At 37.9% G+C, this 1,833-nt stretch carries 1 protein-coding gene and 3 rRNA genes; all 4 read left to right on the top strand.

Annotated elements, in window-relative coordinates; translation table 11 throughout:
- A 23S ribosomal RNA gene (locus MBBTH_RS11010) occupies positions 1-116 on the top strand; the annotation flags it as partial.
- A 127-nt stretch (positions 117-243) separates the two neighbouring features.
- Positions 244-361, top strand: a 5S ribosomal RNA gene (gene rrf, locus MBBTH_RS07745).
- 53 nt (positions 362-414) lie between these two features.
- Positions 415-532, top strand: a 5S ribosomal RNA gene (rrf, locus tag MBBTH_RS07740).
- A gap of 158 nt (positions 533-690) precedes the next feature.
- A complete protein-coding gene (locus tag MBBTH_RS07735; RefSeq protein ID WP_207773353.1) occupies positions 691-1,653 on the top strand; it encodes a transcription initiation factor IIB in 963 nt (320 codons plus the stop codon).
- The last annotated feature ends 180 nt before the right edge of the window (positions 1,654-1,833 follow it).

The raw sequence follows: 1,833 nt of genomic DNA, 5'->3' as shown, positions 1-1,833 counted from the left end.
TAGATTGCTTAGGACGCGAGTAGAAGACTTGTTTGATGGGGTAGGGATGTAAGCTTCGAGGTTTTTTTTCCGAGTTGTTGAGTCCGCTGCTTCCAACTGTTCGCTTGCATTATTTTAATTGTTAGTAAACTAATATATTCTTTTCAATAATGTATAGTTTAATAGCGATTTGGTTAGGTGTTAACAGTAAGGGTGAAAGTTGCACAGAAATCATTATCATTTTCTTATGATTTGTATAGTAGGTATTGCGGTCATAGCATGGGGGTTATACCTGGTCTCGTTTCGATCCCAGTAGTGAAGTCCTTTTGTGTTTTGTTTGTGTACTATGGTTTTCTATGGGAATTTCATTTCGCTGCAAGCCTTCTATATACAAATCCTTACTCTAATTACTTATCAATCTCATAACGTAATGAGTATTGCGGTCATAGCATGGGGGTTATACCTGGTCTCGTTTCGATCCCAGTAGTGAAGTCCTTTTGTGTTTTGTTTGTGTACTATGGTTTTCTATGGGAATTTCATTTCGCTGCAAGCTCATTACATTATATACATCACTGTACCTTGAATTTATACAACCATCTTGACTGAAAATTGTAAAAACTAATTAAGCTTTTTTTATCCTTTTATAATTAGTTTTCGTTGTCGAATACCATTGGAATTTCTATTCCAGAATCCTTAAAGGGGGATGATATTATACCAACCAAAACCAGACAGTTTAATCGACCATATAGACAACATGGTCTAGTCAATGAGAATGAAACCAACAAGTGTCCTGATTGCGGGTCCACCAGTTTCACTGTTGACAGCGCAAGGGCTGAAGTTATATGTGACCGTTGCGGATTAGTTCTTGATGAAAGTTTAATTGACAATGGTCCTGAATGGAGGGCATTTGATCATGAACAGCAAAATAAGCGTGCCAGAACTGGTGCTCCAAGTACTTTTGCAATTTCCGATAAGGGATTGTCCACAACTATCGGCTCAAGGAATGTTGACAGCAAGGGACGTTCCATTCCTGAAAGGAATAGGGCTCAATTATATAGAATTAGGGAGTGGAATAAAAGGATCAGGGTTTCCAGTGCCGCTGAAAGAAATTTGGCAATTGCTCTAAGTGAGATGGACCGTTTATCTTCAAGATTGGGTATACCAAGGTCAGTAAGAGAAGATTCCGCTTACATTTATAGAAATGCCGCTAAAAGGAACATTATTCGGGGAAGAAGCATTGATGGTGTTGTTGCCGCTTCTGTCTATACTGCATGCAGAGTTTGCGGTATTCCACGTACTTTGGATGAAGTTTCCGAAGCTTCAAACATTTCTAAAAAACGTATTGGAAAGAACTATCGTTTTTTAGCAAAAGAATTGGGCATTAAGTTAAAACCGACTTCCCCTACCGATTACATTTCCAGATTTGCAAGCAAACTGAATTTGTCAGGTGAGGTTCAGGCCAAGGCGATTGAGATTATCAACCAGTTCATCGGTTCCGGCTTAAGCTCAGGCAAAGGACCTAGCAGCATTGCTGCAGCCGCTTTATATATTGCCTCAATCCTATCAGGTGACAGGAGAACCCAAAGTGAAATCGCTCAGATTTCAGGAGTTACCGAGGTCACTATCAGAAATAGGTATAAGGAATTGAGCGAGCAGCTTGACAGTGTGATCTAATCCAAATGGATATCTGAATATCTTGGGCGATTTTCGCTTTCATATATTTTTATTTTTTTTTGAGGCTGACTCATAATTTTTGTGTTTAAATTTTTTTCTTTTTTTATTATCCTTTAATTTTATATACTAGGAAGTACAATCTATTATTAGAGTTAATTAACTTTTTGGTTGTGTTTTTTA

The organism is Methanobrevibacter thaueri (assembly GCF_003111625.1).
Taxonomy (GTDB): Archaea; Methanobacteriota; Methanobacteria; order Methanobacteriales; family Methanobacteriaceae; genus Methanocatella; species Methanocatella thaueri.
This window is presented reverse-complemented; position numbering and strand designations above follow the sequence as displayed.